The sequence below is a fragment of the Capnocytophaga genosp. AHN8471 genome (genome assembly GCF_016806945.1).
GTDB classification, from domain to species: Bacteria; Bacteroidota; Bacteroidia; order Flavobacteriales; family Flavobacteriaceae; genus Capnocytophaga; species Capnocytophaga periodontitidis.
The window spans coordinates 58,644-77,811 of the sequence record NZ_JAESPJ010000010.1; the positions used below are offsets into that span (position 1 = coordinate 58,644).

A 19,168-nucleotide genomic window follows, 5' to 3' on the forward strand; every position below is an offset into this window, starting at 1 on the left:
ACAATTAACAATTAACATATTTAATTTCTAAAACCTAAATTGAGTTTTTTGTTATAGTGGAAAAAGTTGTTGTCTTCCAAAGAAGTGAGGAGTAGGCTGGCGTTGCGGGCTTGTAGTTCTTCCTCTATAATTTCTCTTAGAATAGCGGTGTTGCTATCGTCTAAATGACTAAAAGGCTCATCTAATAATAGTAACTCAAAAGGCTGACACAAGGCGCGCAAAAGGGCGATGCGCTGGCGTTGCCCTAAAGAAAGTGTTTGTACCAAAGTGTCGCGTTTGTGGGAGAGCCCTACACGCTCTATGAGGCTGTTTATTTGGTCTTCAGTTTTGTAGTGGGTGAGTTTGTTTTTCAAGATGATATTCTCAAAAGCGGTGAGGGTAGGGAAGAGCCTTAAATCCTGATATACATAACTCAGTTTATCAATGCGATAGCGAAGAACTTCTTTTTTGTTAAACACCTCGTTGTAAGTAATTTTGCCATCGTAACTAAAACTTGCACCATAGATGAAATTCAAAAGTGAGGTTTTGCCTTGCCCCGATTGTGCCCTGATGAGGTAACACTGACCCTGTTCAAAAATTACTTCTGGCTGTAAATATATATCGGACGACGGTATTTCGTCGCCCGACATATAGGTGGGTTTTAAATGTTGTAGCTTAATTTTCATAGTTTATTACTTTGTCTATCGACTTGAAGAAAGTATTCAAACTGTTCTTTTCAATCCCTTTAAGGTGATAAATAATTTCAGCTGAAGAGTTGTCGATGCGTTTGCACTCTATGTTAGTGGAATGTTGAGTAAATAAATCGAAAGCTAAACTGCCTTCACGGCTGTTTTTTTCTCTAATTATATCAACATACTCTTGTGGATAATCCTTAGGTTCTAAACTCATATAGAAATAGGCGAGATCTTTGCTTACGTGTTTGCCAAAATCGGACTTCACTGCGTTGTTGCTCACACCGCCTTTTAGGAATGCTTCTACACCTTTAGGAGAATTACTGCCGTAGAAAGCTTTATTGTTATAAGCAAAATAAAGCGTGAGGTCTTTTTGAAGAGGGAGTTTGTAATAACCGTTTTCTAACGCTAAGTGAGCAAGTGCTACCCCTTTGTCGAGGAGCGTTTTATCGCCTATATTGAATGAGAGTCCAAAAACAGGAAACATTCTTTCTTTTTCTACTTCTTTGTATTCATAACCATCTTCACTTTGCTCATCTTCTACTAAATCATAGCTGATATATTTTTGATTTTCAAAACCTTCAATAGCTAACACAAAGCTACCACCAAAGAAGTTGAGCACATTGTCCTTAGTAAGCCCCTGAGTGTTGAGCAGTTTCACGAGGTCGTCCTCATTGAGTTCTTTGCCAAATTGAGCTTTTAAGAACTCGTAGTAGTTTTTCACATTTACAGCGCCACCTATGGCTATAGGTAATTTTTCAGGGAAGTTTTTCAAGATATCTTTATCAAACGAGATATCGTACAAGTCGTATTTTTTTAAGAGTTTAGCTGTTTCTTGGTTGTAGATGCTATAAGTAGTGAGCTTGATATCATCTTTACCGAAATCTATAAAGCCATAGAAATAAGAGTCTTTTTGCATATTGAAGAGACTTTTGTATAAAGAAGCTGCAATTCCATTGAGGAACATACTGTCGTCTTGCATAAAGCCTCCAAAATTCAACCATACGTTGATATCCTTCTGTCCGTCTAAGAAATCAGAAAAACCTTTGATATCAGTAATTTGCTCTGATTTACTTTGTTCATATAGTTTTTTAAGCACTACATCAACTCTTGTACTATAATTATCGTTTACAAGGAAGAGCATTTTCTTGTTGTCCCAACTGAGGGATGCTCCTTCATTAAAATAAACGATGTTTAAAGCACCTTCTTTTTTGATGTCCAACTGAAGTTTTGTAGCTTGAGAGACTCTGTTTAGCAAGTCTTTAAATTTAGCGTCATCGCTTAGTACTGCAGTTACACCTATATAAGGGTTGCGGCTATCACCTCCGTATTTTTTACTGTCGCATACAAAAAAGAAAGCGTTCTTTTTAAAGTCAACTCCTGAAGACTTAGGGTCTTTTAGAATTTCATTAAAAATTTTACCCATTTCCTTGTTGTCGTTGCTGATTTCCTCTTTGAGTTTTTGGAAACTCTTGAGTTGTTGTAATTCCTCTACATCGGCTTTTTGGTAAAGCGATTGCAAGTCGAATGAAACGACTACCATAGCATCTTTAGGGATTACTTTTAAGTTCTCACTTTTCTTAGAACAGGAAGTAAATCCTAAGGCTAATACACCTAATAATAAAATAAACTTTTTCATAGTATTAACTGTTATTTGTTATTTGTTAGTTGAACGGTATCTCCATTTTTTAAACTTTTACTCACAACGTTATAAGGTCCTGTGATGATAATTTCGTCTTTGGTGACACCTGAAAGGATTTCGATATGCACATTGTCCTGAATGCCTGTATTTACAGCGCGAAGTTCGGCTTTACCGTTTTTGAACACGAATACCGCTTCTTGTTTTTTATCAGCGTCTTCTTTAGGTGTTTTAGGGTCGATTTCCGATTTTTTCTTTACAATAATAGCACTGATAGGAACTGCTACTATATCTTTTTTGGTTTTAGTGAGTATATCAACAGTAGCAGTCATTCCTGGGCGGAAAGGAGAATAGCCCGCGGGCTTGCCTTCTAAAAGGTCTTTGTAAGAAGTTTCTTCTATATGTATTTTTACTTTGAAGTTTGTTACTTGGTCTACACTAGTAGTGGCATTGGCAGTGTTCGCAATATTGGTAACCCTACCTTTGAACACGCGTTTGAGGTAAGCATCGACTTCTACATTCACTGAGTCGCCTACGCTTATCTTCACGATATCATTCTCATTTACATCTACTTCTACCTCCATATTGTGAAGGTTAGCCACGCGCATAATCTCAGTTCCCGTCATTTGCATCGTACCTACTACGCGCTCGCCTAACTCTACACTGAGTTTAGAAATAGTGCCATCAGTAGGTGAGTAGATAATTGTTTTTTTGAGGTTATCTTGGGCTTCCGATACACTTGCCATCGCGCTTTGTACATTGAAACGAGCCGACTCGCGAGAGGCTTTGGCAACCTCATAGGCTGATACAGCTTTGTCCCAATCGGATTTAGAGATAACACCCTTTTCGTACAATACTTTGTTGCGTTTGTAACTCTCTTCGGCTTCTTTGAGCGTTGCGGCTGATTGTTGTAAGCTCGCACGTACGGTTTCTAAACTCGCCGCACTGCGTTTTACTACTGATTGGTAAATATCAGGATTGATACGCACCAAAAGATCGCCTTTTTTGACCATTTGCCCTTCTTTTACAGGGAGTTCTATAATTTCTCCTGATACTTCTGACGATAGTTTGATTTCCAATTCAGGCTGTATTTTTCCTGTAGCAGATACTTTTTGGACAATAGTTGTAGGGGTAATTTTTTCTGTTTCAACAGTTAAGACATCGCTGTTACCACCAAACCAGCCTGCTTTTTTCCCGACAATTAGTACGATTAAAAGTAAGACAACGGATAAAATAATGAATATAGTTTTTCTTTTCATAACAATCAAGTTGTTTTTCAAAGGCAAAGATATAAAACAATTAGCAAATGAGCAAATTCTGTGGAATGAGGTTTCTTATTCTATAGGGTAACATATTACAATTTTATCACCCGATAGATAGAAAATAGTATCATTCTTTTCCTCTTTTATATAGCCAATATATTTTTTGTTAGAGTATATAGTGTCAATATCAAAACTATTTAACAAGGCTACATCCTCTTTAAGTTCTGATAATGTATATTTTAAGAAGCCATTAGCCCTATTCCAAGAAATTTCTTTTAACTTTCCGTTCTTATCGTAGCGCGAAATGGTTTTGATAAGCAGCCTTCCGTAATCACTTTTTATAAAACCATCAGGATTATATTGATAAGTGTTACTCATTTTCTCGGCACAGATAACCTCAAAATCCCTTTTAGGTTTGTTACAGCTTATGAGTAAAAGGGTGATAATTAGAGGTAAAAATATTATGTTTTTTTTCATTAATTATTGTATTATACTATTGATATCGAATCTATTATAAAAGATTCAAAGTCCTTTGCTAATAGTTCTTCTTCATTAGTATCGTGATAGAATATTTTTACTTTGTTCTCTGAATCTACAAAGATAATATCCCCATTTCCCTCTATGGATATAACATATCCTGATTGGATACTATGGCAAACATTTGTTTCTTTATAATAGTCTCTTATAGATTTTGTATAATCTAAAATGGTCTCTTGATTTTTATTATTAGGGTCTTTAGAACAAGGTAACAAATCTACCCCTATATAAGCCCCTCCATAGGTCAATAGTACATATTTGAGAGCATCATCTATTGTAATACCCAATTCTTTCTCAGTATAATCAATATCCTTAGCATCATTTTTATAGCGAATGAAAAGCTTTCCTACTTCTGAGGAAAGATAGGAATCTACCTTATTTTTAAAATTGCTTGTCATTACCTATATTTTTTTAGTTGTTTTTCTATAATTCTGCTACTTATTGTTATGAACATTGCCAAAAGCCTGCAACAACCTCCTTAGTCTCTTTATGTTGGTATAAGTATATAGCTCCAAAGCAAAGAATATCCACTAACTCATCTATATATCCTTCTTCATTTATAGAAAGAAAAAAGGAATATGATTCATCTATATTCTCCCAAAACCAAGCATTATTCTGTATAAAAATAGGAGTTCCTTTTACTTTAATAAATTCAAAATCAAACTCATCATCACCATAATCAGAAATAGAAGCTTTTACCCCTTCAAAATCTTCCAAAGATTTTTCTATATTATTTCCCATAGGAGAAAAAGTATGCTCTATTACTTTTATGGCTATATTAGGAAATCTATTATTTTCAAGCAACATCTTGAAATCCTTAGCTATACAAATAGATAACATCTTATTCTCTTTCTCAGGATGAACAAGTGTTGCATAGAAAGCATATCCTTCAGGGATTTCAGTTTCTATATTTATGGGAGGGTTTCCTCCTATACGTCCCTTAATATTTTCGTTATAGGGAATACATTGTGCATATAATGGGGTCATTCTATTACTTGTTACTATGGTTATTTCTCTATAATTCTGAAACTAAGGCGCTACCAAAAAAATCTTTTATGGAATTAGCAACAATAGTTATTTCGTTGATATCTAAATCTCCCAAAGGACATTTGAAAATAGCAAATTCTTTTTCCAAACAAAAGCCATAACAAATTCCTCCTCCATCAGTGCCAATACCTAAAAACTTTTTGGATAGATATTTCTGAATTTGGTATTCTGCATTTAGTGCTGCTAAATCTTCTACTTTCCAAAATGAAATATAGTTTTCCCCTATATATCCCTCCCCACCATTACTCCATTTTAAAAACTCTAAATAATCTTCTGGAAATGCAATATGTAATTGCTTCTCTACTATACCTATATCATTTAAATTCGTTCCTTTGTTACTATTCCAGCCTATTCTTTCTAAGTCCTTTATAATATTTTTCATTTCTATATAGCATTAATTGGGGCAATAAAGCTAAAATACTTTCACCCCTCTTCCTTTCAGAGTTGAAAGAATCTTTTCATTAGGATATATCTTTCCACAGCTAAAAAGACTCAATTTTTTCAAAGATTTCATTTCTAAAAGAAATTCCCAACTGGAAATATATTTGCAGGTATTAATCCATAATTCTTGAAGACTATCCATTTCAGCCAACTCACTTATATCTGTAAGATGAGAGAGTGTAGCTATTTGCAAATATTCCACCCCTCTAATCTTAGAGATGCCTTTGAGAGAGGTAATCTTACCACTATTAATACTCAAATGATTAAGATCTTCCAACCCTGATAACTGATCCAAAACATTTGTATCATTTACAGCATAAAAAATAATATTATCCAATCGTTTGTAAGACAATAGCTCATTCATTACCTCATCAGTATATTTACATATAATGCTTCTGAGCTTAGGTAAGTTTTTTTGCTTGAACTTAATACTACCTTGTAAAACAGATAAGTATAACAAGTTAGGAAATATTTCATCCTTCATTGTCCAATTCAATTTTTCTGTTTCTAATGCAATCAGGTTTTTAAAATGATTCCAGTCAATTTTCTTAATTAATTGAGGTGAGATTATAAGGTATTCCAAGTCTGGGAAGTCATAGATAGAAGCAGGAAGATCCGTTTCATTTTTTCTTCTTATCTCCAATTGTTTTATAGTTGAAGGAAAATTCCTTTCATTCCATTTTTGTAACTGTCCCTTTTCTATAAAATCCTTATACACATACATAGTATTAAAGCTATCTTCATATTCCCAAACTATATAATCTTTCTCTCTAATGTATTCTTTTCTTATCGTAATATCATTTACTTTTTCCATTTAGCTTTATTTTTATAGTTATATTAAATCATTGATAGTAATTCCTTTAGGCACATATTTAGCCGCACTATTAAGCATAAAGTTCTCTTTTGTACCATTATACATCATAATTGCATCAGGAAGGGCTACTAAATTGCTTTGAGGTTTCTCATTTATTTCTTTTCCTCCATTAGGGAGAGAATAGTACCAATACACTTTTTCTCCTAGTTTTCTAAGAATATTATAAACCTTATTTTTCCATTTCTTTTCTTTCTCATCTTCTGTGTGATAAGAATCGGCTATTCTACCGTGTTGCAAGCAACCTTTCTCATAAATATCTGGATGAGAACGTAAAAATTGCATTTGAGCTCTTCCTAAACAATCAAAATGATAATAATTGCCATACATTTTATAGTTTTTCTGTAGTTCTTCTTTATTTATTAAATCAAAGTTAACTATAGAGAAGAATTTGCTATCAAGTATAGAAACGTCCTCAAAAAGTCTTTTTTCTATATCTGCTTCAAAAGAAGGTGTTGTATCTAAAAAATAAATATTAGGATTAAACTCCCTCAGTGTTTTACAAAATAAATGTTCGTCATTAGGAGTCATAAATAGCTGACAATCTCTTGTCTTTTCCATATTTTTCTCAGTTATATTTTAATAAGTTTTTCTACTATTTATATGTGAAAAATACTTCTCTCTTCGGTTAAGTTATCGGGATAGCCACTTTCATCTATTAGGGAAATGAATTTCTAGTTCTTATCTTGTAATTTATCTATCGTGATTTACCTAAAAAACGTCATTTTTCCATTCTCTCTAAACGCTTCAAAAGGAACTTCAAAACCTTCTATTTTCTTGCCATTGAGTTGAACGTATTCTACCAAGTTATCAGTACTGTTGCGAGCTACGGATTTAATTAAAAACTTTTTACCTTCAGGTAGTTGCAAAGTCACTGTTTTGAATAAAGGATTTCCTAAAATATAAGTATCATTAGCAGGAGTTACAGGGTAAAAACCTAAGGCTGAGAACACATACCAAGCCGAAGTTTGTCCGTTATCTTCATCGCCGCAATAACCGTCGGGGGTAGGGGCGTAGAGTTTTTCCATTACCTCACGCAGTTTAGCTTGAGCCTTATGAGGTTTGCCAGCGTAGTTATATAGGTAGATAAGATGTTGGATAGGCTGGTTGCCGTGAGCGTAGTTGCCCATATCCATAATTTGCATTTCGCGTATTTCGTGTATGGTAAATCCGTAGTACGAATCGTCAAACAATGGTGGCATTTCAAATACTTCGTCTATCTTTTTCTCAAAAGCCTCTTTGCCCCCCATCAGTTGTATGAGTCCCTCAAAATCCTGAAATACCGACCAAGTGTAGTGCAAGCTATTTCCTTCAGTAAACGCATCGCCCCATTTCAGTGGATTAAATGGTGACTGGAACTTGCCGTCCTTATTTTTGCCTCGCATCCACTTAGTTTCAGGGTCAAATACATTTTTATAGCGTTTGGACTGTTCGTAGTATTGTTTAGCTATATCGGCTTTGCCCATTTTTTCTGCCATACGCGCAATGCAATAATCGGCATAAGCGTACTCAAGGGTGCGGGCTACATTTTCGTTAATCTTCACATCATAAGGTACATAACCCAAACTGTTATAGTAATCTACCCCTTCACGACCTACTGATTTCACTGGTCTGCCATCGTTTTGGGTAGCATTCTTTAGCATTGCCTCTAAAAGTATTTCGGCATCAGCAGCCTCTATATTTCCTTTTAGGTAAGCGTCGGCAATGATAGAAGCTGAGTTAGAGCCTATCATACAATCCCTATGTCCTGGGCTTGCCCACTCGGGTAACCAGCCCGATTCCTTATAAGCGTTTACCAATCCCTTCATCATCTGTTGGTTCATCTCGGGATACAACAGGTTAAACAGCGGAAATACAGCGCGGAAAGTATCCCAAAAACCATTGTCGGTGAACATATAACCTTTTTCTATCTTACCGTTATACGGACTGTAATGCACCATTTCGCCTGTTTTGTTGTACTCGTAGAAAGTGCGTGGAAAGAGCAGAGTACGGTACAAACAAGAGTAGAAAGTGCGCAAATGGTCTATATTTTCGTCCTCCACTTGTATTTTGCTGAGTTCAGTTTCCCAAAGAGCAAGAGCCTTTTGTTTGGTTTGTTCAAAAGTGTCGTTGCCTAATTCTGTTTGCAAATTCAACAAGGCTTGTTCAGGTGAAATAAACGACGATGCTACTTTTACAGTTACCTGTTCGCCTCTTTTAGTGTGGAAACCTATTACTGCTCCTGTATGTTCGCCCTTACTTTCAGTGTTTTTGGATAGTTTAAAACCGTTACTCCACGTTTGTACACTCTCAAAATCTTTGTCGAAAGTAAGCACAAAGTAATTGTGAAAGTTCTCGGGTACTCCCCCGCTGTTGTTGCGCGCGTAGCCTATAATCTTGCGCTCTTTGGGCAATACCTGTACCATTGAGCCTTTAAAATAAGCATCGAGAAGCAAATAAGCCTTATCGCTTTCGGGAAAAGTAATGCGAAACTGTGCAGCTCGTGAAGTAGGTGTAATCTCTACCGATGTATCATAATCAGCTAAGTACACTTTATAGTAGTGAGGTTGAGCTGTTTCAGCTTTGTGCGAAAACCACGAAGCTCGCTCTTCTTCTTTGATTTTCAAATCACCAACTATGGGCATCAATGCAAAAGCTCCATAGTCGTTAATCCACGGACTTGGTTGGTGAGTTTGCTTAAAACCTACAAGTTTATCAGCGTGATATTGATATGCCCAGCCATCGCCCATTTTGTTTGTTTGAGGTGTCCAAAAGTGCATACCCCAAGGCACAGCTATTGCGGGATAAGTATTACCATTAGAAAGACTAAACTTGGAATCCGTACCCATCAGAGGGTTTACATACTGAGTATAAGAAGTTTCGGGTACAATAGGGGTATCGTCTTGTTGTTGAGGTTGTTTGTTTTCTGAAGTAGGAGAGGAACAAGCAAACAAACTCCCTAAAAAAATGGTTAAAAATAATTGTTTCATAAAGCTGTTTTTTATTTGAAGGCAAAGGTAATAATAAAAATTGAATAAACAAGTTTTATAACTTACTTAATCTCAATATTATCTCTTGTGTAAAACTGGCACATTAATTGCTAACTTTCTCAAAATTGAATCTAACCCCCTGATTATACATCACAAAATGTTAAACAAAGGCTTCATTTTTGAAGGTCAGGGTACTAAAAAGAAACTTATGAAAAACAAATCTTTATTCATTGCTCTTTTCTCTTGTTTGCTGGCACCATTGTCGGCACAAACTTCAGATTTGCCTTTTAAAGGAGGCGAATGGTTGCGTTTTAAAGTAAAATATGGTGTTTTTAATGCGAGTATCGCTACAATGTCGGTCAAAGAAGAGATGTATGGAGGTGAAAAAGTGTATCACGCTACCGGAAAAGGGGCGACTACAGGTTTAGCACGTGTATTTTTTAAGGTAGATGATACTTATGAGAGTTATTTTGGCATCACCGATGGCAAACCACGTCTTTTTATCCGTAATATCTACGAAGGTGGCTATACTAAATATTTAAAAATGTACTTCAATCATACCGATAACAAAGTGAAAATCCACAATATGGAAAATGGTAAAGATACCGAAATTTCCTTCCAACCAGGGCTTCACGATGTGATTTCGGCTTTCTACGCTCTTCGTCATCACCCCGATATCGAAAATATGAAAGTGGGGGGACAAATTTCTTTGGATATGATTTTCGATGACGATGAAGTGTATAAATTCAAACTCAAACTCCTCGGTCGTGAGAAAGTAAAAACGCATTTTGGTACTGTAAATACGCTTAAATTCTGCCCTTTAGTGCAAGATGGTCGCGTGTTTAAAGAAGAAGAAAGTATCACGATGTGGATTACTGACGACAAGAACAAAGTGCCCGTAAAACTGCGCGCCGCCTTACGTGTAGGCTCATTAGTAGCTGAACTCGACGGGTTTAACAATCTCAAAAATGAAACTGATTTGAAAAAAAAATAAGTGCATTGTATAGATAGTTTATTTTTTTTACGTATATTTGTGCCCTCAAACAATATAATCTCAAAAATAAACAAATTATACTATGAAAAACTTGTTTTTAGCAGTCTCTGTTTTTCTTGCCTCTTTAGCGTATGGGCAAGATACAAGTGTGAAAAAACTGATGAAACTCGCCGAGAAAGGCGATGTGAAAGCCCAGTCGGAATTAGCCGAAGCTTATCTGAAAGGCAAAGGGGTAAAACGCTCTTTTCAAGATGCTGCCTTATGGCTTGAAAAAGTAGCCGAAACAGGCGATGCACAAGCGCAATACCAGCTTGCCCACCTCCATCTCGATGGTAAAGGAATGCCTAAATCTGAAGAAAAAGGTACTGAATGGCTCGCTAAAGCAGCCGAAAATGGCAACCAAAAAGCCGAGCAAGAACTCGCACTTTGTTATCGCGATGGTCGCGGTGTTCCTCAGTCTACCGAAAAGTACTACGCTTGGATTGAAAAGAATGCCGATAAAGAAAAAGCTGAAACTTTGCTCGACCTTGCTAAAGCGTATTATGCGGGTGATGGTGTGACTAAAGATGTGAACAAAGCTAAATTTTGGGCTGACAAAGCTGCTAAAAAAGGAAATAAAGAAGCTGAACTTCTCCTCGCTACTTGGGTGTACGAAATCAACCCTTCTAACCCCGAAGCGATACAACGCTTGATGCAAGTAGCTGAAAAAGGTGATACTGAGGCACAAGCAATGATAGGTGAGTCTTACCTCAATGGCAAAGGGGTAGAACAATCTGAAAGTAAAGCGATAGAATGGTTTGAGAAGGCAGCAGCCAAAGGCAATGCTACAGCACTCTATCACTTGGCTAATTTCTACTTCTATGGCAATAGTCCACTTATAGGTAAATTCCCTAAAAAAGCACTCGATTACTACACTCAAGCAGCTAATAAAGGCAATGTAGATGCTCAACGACAATTAGCAGTATGCCTCTATAATGGTATTGGAGGAACTGCTTCTCAACGCGATGCTTTCAACTGGATTCTCAAAGCGGTGAATGCCAACCCTTCTCCTATAACCGAAAACAACTTAGCTGTATGTTATGCTACAGGCAATGGCACACGGCAATCAGTAGCTCAAGCAGTAGAACTCTTCCGAAAAGCTGCTGATGCAGGCGATGTGGCAGCCCAATACAATTTAGGAGCTCTCTTGCTTGAAGAACCACAACAAGATGTGAAAAAAGCCTTTGAATATCTCGAAAAAGCAGCCGCTCAAAACCACCTACTCGCACTTAAAAAATTAGGTGATTTGAATTTCACAGGGAAATATACAAATCAATCTTACGCTCGTGCTTTTGAGTACTACAATAAAGCTGCAAAACTTACTCCTACTCCTGAAAATCAAATGTTAGACTATTTCTATCAAGGGCAAGCTGATGCTTATGCCGATGTGCTTTTCACCCTCTCTCAATGCTATGCCGATGGTAAAGGTGTAAAAAAATCACCACGTGAAGCTGCTAAATGGGCGATGAAAGCTGCCGATTTGTCTCATAAAGGAGCTTTTGATTGGTTACTCAAAAAAGTAGAAGCAAACGATCCTAAAGAAAATCCTGATGAAATCCTTACCGTTGCCGATGGATATTTCTATGGTAAAGGAGTGAAAAAACAAAACGATAAGGCTTTCCCTTTATATGAAAGACTTGCTAAACAACAAGATAACACCCAAGCGCAAAAACGCTTGATTGAATACTATTTCGAGGCAAAAAACCCTCAAAAAGACGAAGAAAAAGCAGTCTATTGGAGCGAACGTGTTGCTAAAAAAGGCGATGCCGAAACACAATCTAACTTAGGTAAATACTATATGACTTTTGTTCCTGATGTAGCTCCTGCACCTAAAGAAAAACCAGCCCCTGCGCCTAAGACTCCCGCTCCTGCTAAAGGTAAAACTACTACAGTAACTACAGCTGCGTCAACTACAACTGCTACACCTACAACACGTACCAGAGTGCGCCCTTCTGCACGCCCTACAATAACAGAAAATACTCCTGTTAAGACGCCAGCAGTGAACAACCGTAAAGTAACACACAATGCTCCTGCACCTAAAACACCTATGAAACGCCTCAATGAACACAAAGGGGTACTTTGGCTCTCTAAAGCTGCCGAACAAAACAATGTAGCGGCACTCACCGAACTCGGTGCCTACTACGAAAGCAAACAAGATTTCGGTCAGGCGGTAACTCAATACCAAAAAGCTGCTCACCGCGAATATGCTGAAGGGCAATACAAATTAGGAAATTGTTATTACAATGGTAGTGGTTTAGAACGCTCTAACGAAAAAGCCGCCGACTATTATAAACGCGCAGCCCGTCAAGGTTATGCCCCTGCACAATTCCGCTTGGGTAATTGCTATTATCACGGCGAAGGTATCCAGCAATCTGATGCTCGTGCTATTGATTGGTTTGATCAAGCCTGCGATAGTGGAGAAAAACAAGCCTGCGATATGCTAAAAGTTGCAGTGGCTAAAAAATAAATATTCACAACACTACAAATAAAAAAGCTGTCCAACTCTGGACAGCTTTTTTATTATTTTCATCTTGTATTACCTCATCCTTTTAAATCTATTGTGTGTCCATAAGTAGAACTCAGGACGGTCATAAATTTGTCGGGTTACACGTTCAAAGAACATATCTGTGATTTGAAAATCGACGTAATCGTTAGGTACTTCAGCTAAAACTTCAAAAGTTGTTTGGTAATACCCGCGTTTTAGTTTTTCTATTTTAGCAAATACAATCACCGTATTCAAAGCCTTACCCAAGCGTTCTGCCCCAGTGAAAACAGGTACATTCAAACCTAAAAACGGACGTAAATAGTTCTTTTTGTTGTTTGGAATCTGGTCGGAAGCAAATCCATAACAATATACATCGTGAGCATCTTTGTGTTTTTTCATCTCGCGGTGAGCAGTGTAGCGCGGTAGCAAAAAGCTGTGATGTTTAGTGCGTATTTTCTGTAAAAGTTTGTCAAAATAAGGGTTGCTTAGCGGGGTATACAGAGCGTACGATTTGTGTTTAAGGAAGTAAGCCAATGAAAGTAACCATTCGTAACTTGCGTAATGACTGCACATAAACAAGATGTTGCGTTCCTCATTTTCGTATTTCTTCAAAACTTCCAAGTTAGGAAAAACCATACGTTTTTTCATTTCTTTTTCACTCATTCCGTACGATTTTACCATTTCTAAAAGAGTATCACAAAAGTGGTGGTAGAATTTGCGTTCGATGTCTAAAAGTTCAGTTTCAGTTTTAAAAGGGAAGGCTGTATGCAAGTTTTTGCGTACCACTTTTACTCTGTATTTCAATAGAGTATATAGTATAAAGTATAAAAAATCCGATATGCCATAGAGCATCCAGAAAGGCATTCGCGAGAGTAGCCAAATAAGTGGGAAGGCAATAATATAAATAAATAAATTCATTAGAGGTTCAGTTTCAAGCCGCAAAGGTAAAAATAATTTGTCAAATAGCCAATTTGCTAATTTGCTAATTCACAAATTATTCGTACTTTTGCCCCCGTTTTTAAATTATTAATTGTCAGTAGTCAATTGTCAATTATCAATTGCTAATTATTCTCTATGCTGAACGTTCACAATCTATCTGTTTCTTTTCAAGGTGAATACCTCTTCGAGGATGTCGCTTTTATGCTCAATGCAGGCGACCGTGTGGGGCTTATCGGTAAGAATGGAGCGGGTAAATCTACAATGCTCAAACTGCTTTCACGCGAACTGAAACCCGATACTGGAGGAATTGCTACCGATAAAGATGTGCGCATCGGTTTCCTTAAACAGGATATCGATTTTGTAAAAGGGCGCACTATCTTAGAAGAAGCCTATCAGGCATTTACCGAAATAAAAGCATTAGAACGCCAGTTAGACGATATCCATCATCAAATAGAAACTCGCACCGATTACGAGAGTCAAGAATACCACGATTTGCTCGATAAGCTAAGCGATTATACACATCGTTTCGATCTCATCGGGGGCTATCAGTACCAAGGTGAAACCGAAAAAGTATTACAAGGTCTTGGCTTCCAGCGTAGTGATTTTGATAAACTCACCGATAGCTTTTCAGGAGGTTGGCGTATGCGCATAGAGTTAGCAAAACTACTCTTGCAAAACAACGATGTATTGTTGCTGGACGAGCCTACAAACCACTTGGATATCGAGTCGATTATATGGTTAGAACAATTTCTTACTACTTATAGTGGGGCAGTGGTAATTGTCTCTCACGATAGGATGTTTTTAGATAATGTTACCAATCGTACTATCGAGATTTCAGTAGGCAAAATATACGATTATCCTAAACCCTACACTCAATTTTTGGCATTGCGCCAAGAAATACGTGAGCAACAACTCGCTTCACAAAAAAACCAAGAAAAGAAAATTCAGCAAACCGAAAAGCTGATTGAAAAATTCCGTGCAAAAGCTACTAAGGCTTCTATGGCGCAATCGCTGATGAAAAAACTCGACAAGATAGAGCGCATAGAGGTAGATGAGGAAGATAATGCTGTGATGAATGTGCGTTTTCCTGTATCGGTAACTCCAGGAAAAGTGGTACTCGAAATAGACGATGTATCTAAAAACTACGGTGAAAAACAAGTGCTTAGCCACGTGAGTTTACTCGTAGAACGCGGCAGTAAAGTGGCCTTTGTAGGACAAAACGGACAAGGAAAAACTACCCTCGCTAAGATGATTGTAAGCGAAATTCCGTACGATGGAACTATCAAGTTAGGTCACAATGTGCAATTGGGATATTTTGCCCAAAATCAAGCCGACTATTTGGATGGTGAACTTACCGTACTCGATACGATGTTCAACGCTGCTAACGATAGCAATCGTATGAAAATCCGCGACATACTCGGCTCTTTCCTCTTCCGTGGTGATGAGGTAGATAAGAAAGTGAAAGTGCTTTCAGGAGGTGAACGCAACCGCTTGGCATTGGCTAAAATGTTGCTGTCAGATTTCAATGTCTTGGTAATGGACGAGCCTACGAACCACTTGGATATCAAGAGCAAAAATGTACTCAAAAAAGCACTTCAGCAATTCGAAGGAACGCTCATTATCGTGTCGCACGACCGTGATTTCTTGCAAGGACTCACCGATAAAGTATACGAATTTAAAAACCAACACCTCAAAGAATATTTAGGCGACATCGATTTCTATTTAGAACAACGTGCTGCCGCCAATTTTCGCGAAATAGAACAACCTAAAGAAACTACTACTACTGCTAAAGCTGCTCAAACTCCCGAAAAACGCTCTTTCGAAGAACAAAAACAACAGAAAGCAGCTCAAAACAAACTCAATAAAATAGAACGCAACATCACCGACCTCGAACAGGAACTCAAAGTGATGAACGAGCAAATGGGGCAAGGCGTACAAACCGATGCGTTCTACAAACAGTACGAACAGAAAAAACAACAGTTGGAGGATTTAATGACCGAATGGGAATCTTTAATGAGTTAATCTATGCAACCTAAGAAAATCTTACTCTTTATCGTGGGACTACTCGCTGCCCTTTTTGCGATGACCTTTTTCAGTCGTTATCACACCACCGCCAACGGTATGGTGCGTGAAGGTATTGCCTTTGGTGATGCAATGTTGCGCTATCCTACCCCCGATATTTTAGGAGAACTCTTCAAAGCTGATGAAAAAGAAAACAACAAACTCGATGAACTAATCAAAGAAACTTCGGGAAGTATCGTTGATGAAAAAACAAAAAATTTAACAACGAACGATACTATCGAAAAAGATTCTCTACACACTTTAGATACCAATGTAGAAGGTAAAATCTATTACCCTGGAAATAAAATTGACTATATCAAACGCCTCAAAGCTAAACTTCGTCAAGGCGTTTGCCAAATTGTACATTACGGCGACTCTCAAATAGAAGGCGACCGTATCACTGCCTATATACGCAACCGCTTGCAACTCTCCTATGGTGGAGGCGGACCTGGTTTTGTTCCTATCAAGGTGGTCTATAGCCAAAATAGTGTAGAAATAGTCTCTTCACCTAACTGGATGCGCTATGCTTTCTTTGATCGCAAACAGCGCAAAACTGTGAAACACAATAGTTACGGACTTTATGCTACTTATTCGCGCTTTACACCTTATGTGAAAGATACTGCTTTGTTGAAACCTACAAAAGCATCCTTTACAATCAAACCTTCTAAAAAATCCTACGCACGCCTGCAAAACTATACCAAATTTGGGTTGCACTATGGTAATGCTACCAGCCGAACTGCTATTAGGGTATACCAAGGAAAAAATGTAATTAAAATTGATACTCTCATCGCCGATGGTAAATACCATAACTACCAACTGAATTTTGCAACTACCCCCGATGAGTTATATATAGAATTGGAAGCACGTGTAAGTCCTGATTTCTATGGAATTACCCTTGATGCTGCTTCGGGAGTGCGCGCCGATAACGTGGCAATGCGCGGTGAAGCAGGACGTATTTTCACCCGTATGAACTATGAGAATTACCGCCAAATGTCTGCCGTTCGTAAACCCGACCTCTTTATTTTTGAGTTCGGAGGTAATACCATTCCTTATATGAAAACCGACCAACAGCTGAAAGACTATGTTGAAGGACTTATTTTCAATATGAAATGGGTGAAACGTGCCAACCCCAATGCAATGTTTATGCTCATAGGTAATGGCGATATGACCACCTCGCGCAACGGCAAGCGCATCACTTATCCTTATGTGCCTAAACTCAACGATTTGATGAAAGAAGAGTGTATGAAAAACGATATCGCCTACTTCAGTATGTATGAGGCAATGGGTGGCGAAAACTCTATGATTACGTGGGTAAAAGAAGGAATGGCAGCTGCCGATTATGTCCATTTTAGCCCTAAAGGAACTAAACTTATTTCAGAAGTGTTTTATCAGTGTTTACACAACGACCTCACAGCGGTAGAATAACAGATTTATGACAGACTTTTTCAACAATTTCTTTATGTTTAATCCTGAGCATCCGCTTACTTTTGTGCGGATAGACTTCTGGATATTCTTTGTCTTGGTGTATGCTGTCTTTGCTCTGATTTACCGACGCCGACACCTGCGCAATCTGTTTTTGCTAATTGCTAGTTTCTATTTCTATTACAAGGCGAGCGGCCTTTTTGTGTTGCTGTTAGTATTCAGTACTGTTACCGATTTTTATCTGGGGCACTACATCTATCGGCAAGCCGAAGAACGCCGACGCAAAATAGCTGTAACCGTGAGTGTTTGTTTAAATTTATTAGTGTTAGCATATTTCAAGTATGCTTATTTCTTCACCGATACTTACAATGCACTCTTCCACACCCAGCACCAAACGTTTAACTATTTAGCCTATTGGGCAAATGGCTTTAGCAATCAAGGCTATTTCACAGTTGATAAAATCATTTTGCCTGTAGGGATATCTTTCTATACATTCCAAACGATTAGCTACACAGTAGATGTATACCGTAACAAGGTAACTCCACTGAACTCTATACTCGATTTTGGTTTCTATGTGAGTTTCTTTCCTCAACTCGTAGCAGGGCCTATCGTCCGCGCCGAAGAGTTTGTACCTCAAATTCTCAAGAAAACTGTTGTTTCTAAAGAAGAGTTCAATAAAGCGATATTCTTCATTCTCAAAGGGCTCATTAAAAAAATGATTTTTGCCGATTTTATTGCTTTGCACTTCTTAGACAAAATATTCGATGCCCCTTCTATGCACACGGGTTTTGCCAATATTCTGGCTCTCATAGGCTATTCGTTGCAAATCTATGGTGATTTCTCTGGCTATACCGATATTGCTATAGGGGTGGCACTGCTAATGGGTTTTCATTTGCCTATAAACTTCAATTCGCCTTACAAAGCCTTGAATTGTGGTGATTTCTGGAAACGTTGGCATATCTCCCTTTCCACTTGGCTGAAAGATTATTTGTACATCCCATTAGGAGGTAACCGCAATAGTACCATAGGCACTTTCGTCTTCTCTTTGCTTTTTGTAGTGATTTTGGTAGTAGCGATCAACAATCTCGCTTTCACCCTCATCACAGGGCTACTTTTAATAGCAGGTTCTGCGGTTGCGTTCTTTTATAAACCCTTTGAACGCTACCTTACTACCAATATCAATATTATGATTACAATGCTCATTGGAGGATTGTGGCACGGTGCATCGTGGAAGTTTGTTATCTGGGGCGGACTCAATGGTTTAGGAGTTGTGGCTTATAAGTATTGGCGTAAGGTGAGCCCGTATGAGAACAGTAACTTGTGGGTAGTACGCGCTTGGAAAATAGCTTTTACTTTTGTTTTTATCACTTTCACACGTGTGTTTTTCCGAAGCAACGATATGGAAAGTATAAAACAATGGTTTGACCAAGTCGCTCATAATATGGACTGGGGTTCGGCTATGCAAGTGATGAAGTACAACAATATTAGTTTAGGAATCATCCTCATAGGCTATATCACCCACTGGCTACCCCAACGCTGGAAAGACTATACCGAGCACGTTTTTGCCGAAAGCCATTACGTAGTAAAAGCCGCCATCGCCTTAGTGGTAGTATTGATATGTTATCAAGCCTATTCCACCGATATACAACCATTTATCTATTTCCAGTTTTAATCAAGAATTAGGTTTTAGAAATCAATAATCAATCCTTTTTATCTGTCTACTTTTCCCCGAGACCCTCCAGAATCTTCCAAGATTCTTCGAGGTTCTCCCTATAATATTCTCTCTACTTT

At 37.8% G+C, this 19,168-nt stretch carries 16 protein-coding genes; 5 read left to right on the forward strand and 11 right to left on the reverse strand.

Features of this window, described 5'->3' with window-relative positions:
* Positions 1-20 precede the first annotated feature (20 nt).
* The 10 genes from JMN12_RS04760 to JMN12_RS04805 form a co-directional block, all read right to left on the reverse strand.
* On the reverse strand, positions 21-665 hold the full coding sequence (locus JMN12_RS04760) for an ATP-binding cassette domain-containing protein (protein ID WP_225879451.1): 645 nt from the start codon (positions 663-665) through the stop codon (positions 21-23).
* Complete coding sequence (locus JMN12_RS04765) at positions 655-2,310, reverse strand: DUF4836 family protein (RefSeq protein WP_009750802.1); 1,656 nt, start codon at positions 2,308-2,310, stop codon at positions 655-657. Before JMN12_RS04765 ends, JMN12_RS04760 begins: the two co-directional genes overlap by 11 nt.
* A gap of 11 nt (positions 2,311-2,321) precedes the next feature.
* Positions 2,322-3,569 (reverse strand): efflux RND transporter periplasmic adaptor subunit, encoded by a 1,248-nt coding sequence (locus JMN12_RS04770; RefSeq protein ID WP_203084236.1) that lies wholly within the window; start codon positions 3,567-3,569, stop codon positions 2,322-2,324.
* Between the two features lie 75 nt (positions 3,570-3,644).
* Positions 3,645-4,049, reverse strand: coding sequence for a hypothetical protein (locus tag JMN12_RS04775; RefSeq protein WP_203137576.1), 405 nt, complete (start codon positions 4,047-4,049; stop codon positions 3,645-3,647).
* Positions 4,050-4,060: 11 nt separating this feature from the next.
* On the reverse strand, positions 4,061-4,507 hold the full coding sequence (locus JMN12_RS04780; protein WP_203081926.1) for an SMI1/KNR4 family protein: 447 nt from the start codon (positions 4,505-4,507) through the stop codon (positions 4,061-4,063).
* Between the two features lie 46 nt (positions 4,508-4,553).
* Positions 4,554-5,096 carry a hypothetical protein gene (locus JMN12_RS04785; RefSeq protein ID WP_203081925.1) on the reverse strand — a complete coding sequence of 181 codons (543 nt, stop codon included), beginning with the start codon at positions 5,094-5,096 and terminating at the stop codon, positions 4,554-4,556.
* Positions 5,097-5,124: 28 nt separating this feature from the next.
* Entirely contained in the window at positions 5,125-5,538 is a 414-nt protein-coding gene (locus JMN12_RS04790) for an SMI1/KNR4 family protein (protein WP_203081924.1), read from the reverse strand.
* 30 nt (positions 5,539-5,568) lie between these two features.
* Positions 5,569-6,411 carry a hypothetical protein gene (locus tag JMN12_RS04795; protein WP_203081923.1) on the reverse strand — a complete coding sequence of 281 codons (843 nt, stop codon included), beginning with the start codon at positions 6,409-6,411 and terminating at the stop codon, positions 5,569-5,571.
* A gap of 18 nt (positions 6,412-6,429) precedes the next feature.
* The gene (locus JMN12_RS04800; protein ID WP_203081922.1) at positions 6,430-7,029 is read right to left on the reverse strand and encodes a hypothetical protein; all 600 of its coding nucleotides are present in this window, start codon (positions 7,027-7,029) and stop codon (positions 6,430-6,432) included.
* A 146-nt stretch (positions 7,030-7,175) separates the two neighbouring features.
* On the reverse strand, positions 7,176-9,437 hold the full coding sequence (locus tag JMN12_RS04805) for a GH92 family glycosyl hydrolase (RefSeq protein WP_203137588.1): 2,262 nt from the start codon (positions 9,435-9,437) through the stop codon (positions 7,176-7,178).
* Between the two features lie 208 nt (positions 9,438-9,645).
* Here JMN12_RS04805 and JMN12_RS04810 point away from each other — a divergent pair, with 208 nt between their 5' ends.
* Positions 9,646-10,431, forward strand: coding sequence for a DUF3108 domain-containing protein (locus JMN12_RS04810; protein ID WP_034555623.1), 786 nt, complete (start codon positions 9,646-9,648; stop codon positions 10,429-10,431).
* A gap of 82 nt (positions 10,432-10,513) precedes the next feature.
* Entirely contained in the window at positions 10,514-12,937 is a 2,424-nt protein-coding gene (locus JMN12_RS04815; protein WP_203137590.1) for a tetratricopeptide repeat protein, read from the forward strand.
* A 69-nt stretch (positions 12,938-13,006) separates the two neighbouring features.
* Here the strand turns inward: JMN12_RS04815 and JMN12_RS04820 are convergent, their stop codons facing one another.
* Complete coding sequence (locus JMN12_RS04820; protein ID WP_009750807.1) at positions 13,007-13,873, reverse strand: lysophospholipid acyltransferase family protein; 867 nt, start codon at positions 13,871-13,873, stop codon at positions 13,007-13,009.
* Between the two features lie 156 nt (positions 13,874-14,029).
* Here JMN12_RS04820 and JMN12_RS04825 point away from each other — a divergent pair, with 156 nt between their 5' ends.
* Genes JMN12_RS04825 through JMN12_RS04835 form a run of 3 tightly spaced genes read left to right on the forward strand, consistent with a single transcriptional unit; the run spans position 14,030 to position 19,049 of the window.
* Entirely contained in the window at positions 14,030-15,916 is a 1,887-nt protein-coding gene (locus JMN12_RS04825) for an ABC-F family ATP-binding cassette domain-containing protein (protein WP_203137593.1), read from the forward strand.
* 3 nt (positions 15,917-15,919) lie between these two features.
* Positions 15,920-17,380: a lipase gene (locus JMN12_RS04830; RefSeq protein WP_203081918.1), complete on the forward strand. Its 1,461-nt coding sequence runs from the start codon at positions 15,920-15,922 to the stop codon at positions 17,378-17,380.
* Positions 17,381-17,387: 7 nt separating this feature from the next.
* Positions 17,388-19,049 (forward strand): MBOAT family O-acyltransferase, encoded by a 1,662-nt coding sequence (locus JMN12_RS04835; protein ID WP_203137595.1) that lies wholly within the window; start codon positions 17,388-17,390, stop codon positions 19,047-19,049.
* Positions 19,050-19,168: the final 119 nt, after the last annotated feature.

Bases quoted from the DNA above. Each gene is read 5' to 3' on its own strand.
- JMN12_RS04760 (WP_225879451.1), bottom strand. From the start codon at position 665: ATGAAAATTAAGCTACAACATTTAAAACCCACCTATATGTCGGGCGAC.
- JMN12_RS04765 (WP_009750802.1), bottom strand. From the start codon at position 2,310: ATGAAAAAGTTTATTTTATTATTAGGTGTATTAGCCTTAGGATTTACT.
- JMN12_RS04770 (WP_203084236.1), bottom strand. From the start codon at position 3,569: ATGAAAAGAAAAACTATATTCATTATTTTATCCGTTGTCTTACTTTTA.
- JMN12_RS04775 (WP_203137576.1), bottom strand. From the start codon at position 4,049: ATGAAAAAAAACATAATATTTTTACCTCTAATTATCACCCTTTTACTC.
- JMN12_RS04780 (WP_203081926.1), bottom strand. From the start codon at position 4,507: ATGACAAGCAATTTTAAAAATAAGGTAGATTCCTATCTTTCCTCAGAA.
- JMN12_RS04785 (WP_203081925.1), bottom strand. From the start codon at position 5,096: ATGACCCCATTATATGCACAATGTATTCCCTATAACGAAAATATTAAG.
- JMN12_RS04790 (WP_203081924.1), bottom strand. From the start codon at position 5,538: ATGAAAAATATTATAAAGGACTTAGAAAGAATAGGCTGGAATAGTAAC.
- JMN12_RS04795 (WP_203081923.1), bottom strand. From the start codon at position 6,411: ATGGAAAAAGTAAATGATATTACGATAAGAAAAGAATACATTAGAGAG.
- JMN12_RS04800 (WP_203081922.1), bottom strand. From the start codon at position 7,029: ATGGAAAAGACAAGAGATTGTCAGCTATTTATGACTCCTAATGACGAA.
- JMN12_RS04805 (WP_203137588.1), bottom strand. From the start codon at position 9,437: ATGAAACAATTATTTTTAACCATTTTTTTAGGGAGTTTGTTTGCTTGT.
- JMN12_RS04810 (WP_034555623.1), top strand. From the start codon at position 9,646: ATGAAAAACAAATCTTTATTCATTGCTCTTTTCTCTTGTTTGCTGGCA.
- JMN12_RS04815 (WP_203137590.1), top strand. From the start codon at position 10,514: ATGAAAAACTTGTTTTTAGCAGTCTCTGTTTTTCTTGCCTCTTTAGCG.
- JMN12_RS04820 (WP_009750807.1), bottom strand. From the start codon at position 13,873: ATGAATTTATTTATTTATATTATTGCCTTCCCACTTATTTGGCTACTC.
- JMN12_RS04825 (WP_203137593.1), top strand. From the start codon at position 14,030: ATGCTGAACGTTCACAATCTATCTGTTTCTTTTCAAGGTGAATACCTC.
- JMN12_RS04830 (WP_203081918.1), top strand. From the start codon at position 15,920: ATGCAACCTAAGAAAATCTTACTCTTTATCGTGGGACTACTCGCTGCC.
- JMN12_RS04835 (WP_203137595.1), top strand. From the start codon at position 17,388: ATGACAGACTTTTTCAACAATTTCTTTATGTTTAATCCTGAGCATCCG.